This is a genomic window from Accumulibacter sp. (assembly GCF_031732815.1).
Lineage (GTDB): Bacteria > Pseudomonadota > Gammaproteobacteria > Burkholderiales > Rhodocyclaceae > Accumulibacter.
This window is the reverse complement of record NZ_JAVMKF010000059.1, coordinates 1-3604: the sequence shown is the minus strand read 5'-3', so window position 1 is coordinate 3604 and position 3604 is coordinate 1. Positions and strand designations below refer to the sequence as shown.

Sequence of the window (3604 nt, the reverse complement as noted above, 5' to 3'; positions counted from 1 at the left end):
CTTGCCGGCGCGCTTTGGCGAAGCCGTGCGCCTGATCGAGCAGGTCTTTGGCGCCCGTGCACCAAGCGTCGACGGCAAGGAAGTACGGCGTCTGCGCGGCCAGCTCGAACACCTGCTCGGCAAGCGCGACGAGTGGGACATGGTGCTCCTGCGTGCGCTCAGCGACGCGTTGCTGCAACGCGCCCGGCGCCGCCGGCGGTCGCCCGAACACGAGCGGCTGTGGCTCAACCTGACCGGTTTCTGCCTGCGCCCCGGATTGGGCTACGCGCTCGACGACTGGCGCAGCGAACAAGTCGCTCCCTTGCTCGAACAAGGCATCGAATACGTCGGCGAGAGCCAGAACTGGTCGGAATGGTGGACGCTGTGGCGGCGCACCGCCGGCGGTCTGCCGCCTGCCGTGCAGGAAAAGCTGTTCGCCGAAGTCGATCCCTGGTTGCGTACCGAAGGCGCAAAGACGCGCAGCCGGATGGCCACCGCGATCGCCGGTAGTCATGACGACATGCTGCGCCTGGTCGCCTCGCTCGAGCGCCTGCCGAGCGAGCGCAAGACCGAACTCGGCGACTGGCTGCTCGCCTGGCTGCGCAAGCCGAACGCGCGCGCGCTCGGCTGGTGGGCACTCGGCCGGATCGGCGCGCGCCAGTCCTTGTACGGCAGCGCGCATCAGGTCGTCGCGCCGGAAACGGCGGCACGCTGGCTGGACGCGCTGCTTGCCATCGACTGGAAGAGAGTCGAACCGGCGGCCTTTGCCGCGACACAGATCGCCCGCCTGACCGGCGACCGCTCGCGCGATCTGCCCGAAGACCTGCGCCAGCGCGTCGCCGCCCGCCTGCGCGCGATCAATTCGCCTGATACCTGGATCAATCAGTTGCACACCGTCGGCGAACTCGACCGCGCCGACGAGCGTCGCGCTTTCGGCGAGTCGCTGCCAGCCGGGCTGCGCCTGCTCGCCGACCGCCCGAGCTAGCGAGCGCTCCGCGCACCGATCCGGCCGGCCATTCGCCGAAAAATGTGTGACGATTCTGCACGGTGATCGTTGTTAACGTGCTGCAGCGGCCGGCCTCTGGCCGCCGCACCAGGTGCTGAGGTCGGAGAACACATCCTCGCCGCAGCTTGCCGCGCGGATCAAGCGAGAGCGTGTAAGAGATCTGTCGACGCGAGCGTGCGAGACTCTTACCCGCCAGGCAGGCGGCCGGCTTCTCGATAAATGTCATCCATTGGCCTCAACGACGGTTTTTCCCGATAATCGATGAGCAAAAAGACTAGCGAGGATTTCTCCATGCACACCTCGAGGGGTCCCGAAAGGCGCAGCAGCGACCGCGGGCCACCGGATGGGCTGCCCGACCGGCGCTACGGCGCCGAGCGGCGCACGATGCGGTTGAGTGAGGATGCGATGGCAGCCATCGAGGCGCGTCTGACCCGCATCGACGGCGCCCGGCCTCCCATCGACGAAGCAGGCACCGGCTGGGACAAACTGATCATCGAGCTTGACTAGGCCAGGCGACGGCGAGCAACGACCGGCCATGACCAGGCGCAGCGGCCGTCTGGCGACGCCCGACGGCACGCGCGTATGCCCCCCGACAGGCGCATCGCCGACTGCTTTCAGGTCCGTTCGGAGCCCTTCGGCAGAGGCTTCTTCGGCGCCGCGCCCGGGGCTGAAAGCGGCAGATCGCCGCTGCGTTCAAACGGGACGCTGCCGATTCCGGAAACGCTGAGACGGCCGACGACGCGGTAGTCGATGCGCTCGCGGCCGCCTTTCTGCAACTCGCGAAGCTGATTCAGCGCCTTCGCCAGCGTACCGCTGGCCATCACTTCGAGCACGGCTTCGCCGAAACGGGGAACGGTCACCGCCTTGTCCGACAAACCCTTGACGAAAGGCTGCTCGTTGACCTCGACGTCGAAGGCGAGGCCGGTGATGCGCAGTTCGACGTCATTCGGGTTCTGAATGCGCAGCTTGAGTGCAAAGCGCTGCTCGAAGACGCCAAGCTGGACGAGGTTGAGACCGATCAGGGTCACCTCGGGCTTGTGCGAGAGACCGGACAGGGCGGCGCACGAAGTCAGCAAAGCGCAGATGACGGCAGCGACGATAGCGATCACCTTCTTCATGCAGACCTGCCTTTCATCCCCGTTCCCGACCGGGCTGCGCCGGGCAGCGCTTGCCACTCACGCCCGCCGCCCGCATCCGCCCGCTCGAGCACGCGCAGCAGCGCCGCCGTATCGTGTCGCGCCCCGCCGTGCGCGAGCAGTGCGTTGAGTTGCTGACCGACCAGCGCCGAAACCGGCAGCGGAACGCCCAGGCGCTGCGCCTCGGCGAGCACAACGCCGTAATCCTTGTGGTGCAGGCGCGCTTCGACACCGCCTGCGAAGTCGCCGTCGACCATGCGCCGGCCCATCACCTCAAGCACCCGGCTGGCCGCCGATCCGCCAGCCAGCGCCTGGCGCACGCGCGCCACATCGGCCCCGGCCGCCCGACTGAGATGCAAGGCCTCGGCGACCGCCTGAATCGCCCCGACCATGATCATCTGGTTGCACGCCTTCGCCACCTGACCGGCGCCGTGCCCGCCGACATGAACGATCGTCCGCCCGAGCAGTTCAAGCAGGGGCCGGGCGCGCGCGAAGACCGCCGGGTCGCCGCCGACCATGATCGCCAGCGTGGCCGCGATGGCACCCGCCTCGCCGCCGGAAACTGGCGCGTCGAGCATGTCGATCTGCCGCTCAGCCAGCCGCCGGGCGAGCGAACGCGCGCTTTCCGGCGCGATCGTGCTCAGATCGACGAGCAGCGAACCGGCGGCCAGACCTTCCACCAGCCCAGCCTCGCCAAAGCTCAGTTGCTCGACATCGGCGCCGCCGGTAACGACCGTGAACACGACCTCGGACGCGCGCGCCACGCCGGCCGGGTCGGCGCAGACTTGCGCGCCGACGGCGCTCAGCGGCTGGCAGACCGACGGGCGACGCGCCCAGATGGCCAGCTTGTGCCCGGCAGCGAGCAGGTGGCGGGCCATCGGCTGACCCATCACGCCCAGGCCGATGAAGCCGAGGCGCATCAGTCTTCGCCGCCCGACAGACGTTCGAGCAGCTTGAGGATGGCAATCGAATCCTCTTCGCCCAAGCCGCAACCGACCATTGCGTTGTACATCTGCGCCGTCGCCGCCGACACCGGCAGGCAGAGGCCGAGTTCGTGCGCGCTCTGCATGACGATGTTCATGTCCTTCTGGTGCATCCAGGACTTGAAACCCGGCTTGAAGTTGCGTTCCAGCATGCGCTGACCGTGGTTTTCCAGGATCTTCGAGTAGGCAAATCCACCGAGCAGCGCTTCGCGCACGCGCGCCGGATCGACGCCGCTGCGCGCCGCGAAATTGAGCGCCTCGGCAACCGTCAGCACGCCGACTCCGGTGACGATCTGATTCGCCGCCTTCGCCACCTGACCGGCGCCGGAATCGCCGACATGGACGATGTTCCTGCCCATCGCCGCGAACGCCGGTCGCGCCTTGGCGAAAGCCTCAACGGACCCGCCGACCATGATCGACAGCGTGCCGGCAACCGCCCCGACCTCGCCGCCGGAAACCGGCGCATCGAGAAAATCGATTCCCTGCTCGGCCAATCGACG

The 3604-nt window shown here is 68.0% G+C and carries 4 protein-coding genes and 1 pseudogene; 2 read left to right on the top strand and 3 right to left on the bottom strand.

Features of this window, described 5'->3' with window-relative positions; translation table 11 throughout:
* Positions 1–964 (top strand): annotated as a pseudogene (locus tag RKP46_RS04985) (molecular chaperone DnaK); the annotation flags it as partial.
* Between the two features lie 282 nt (positions 965–1246).
* On the top strand, positions 1247–1492 hold the full coding sequence (locus RKP46_RS04980) for a hypothetical protein (RefSeq protein WP_311105602.1): 246 nt from the start codon (positions 1247–1249) through the stop codon (positions 1490–1492).
* Positions 1493–1599: 107 nt separating this feature from the next.
* Here the strand turns inward: RKP46_RS04980 and RKP46_RS04975 are convergent, their stop codons facing one another.
* The 3 genes from RKP46_RS04975 to RKP46_RS04965 form a co-directional block, all read right to left on the bottom strand.
* Positions 1600–2103 carry an LEA type 2 family protein gene (locus RKP46_RS04975; protein WP_311105601.1) on the bottom strand — a complete coding sequence of 168 codons (504 nt, stop codon included), beginning with the start codon at positions 2101–2103 and terminating at the stop codon, positions 1600–1602.
* Complete coding sequence (locus RKP46_RS04970) at positions 2100–3041, bottom strand: NAD(P)-dependent oxidoreductase (protein WP_311105600.1); 942 nt, start codon at positions 3039–3041, stop codon at positions 2100–2102. Before RKP46_RS04970 ends, RKP46_RS04975 begins: the two co-directional genes overlap by 4 nt.
* Positions 3041–3604, bottom strand: a 564-nt coding sequence (locus RKP46_RS04965; RefSeq protein ID WP_311105599.1) for an NAD-binding protein, incomplete at its 5' end; no start/stop codon positions are given. The genes RKP46_RS04965 and RKP46_RS04970, both read right to left, overlap by 1 nt.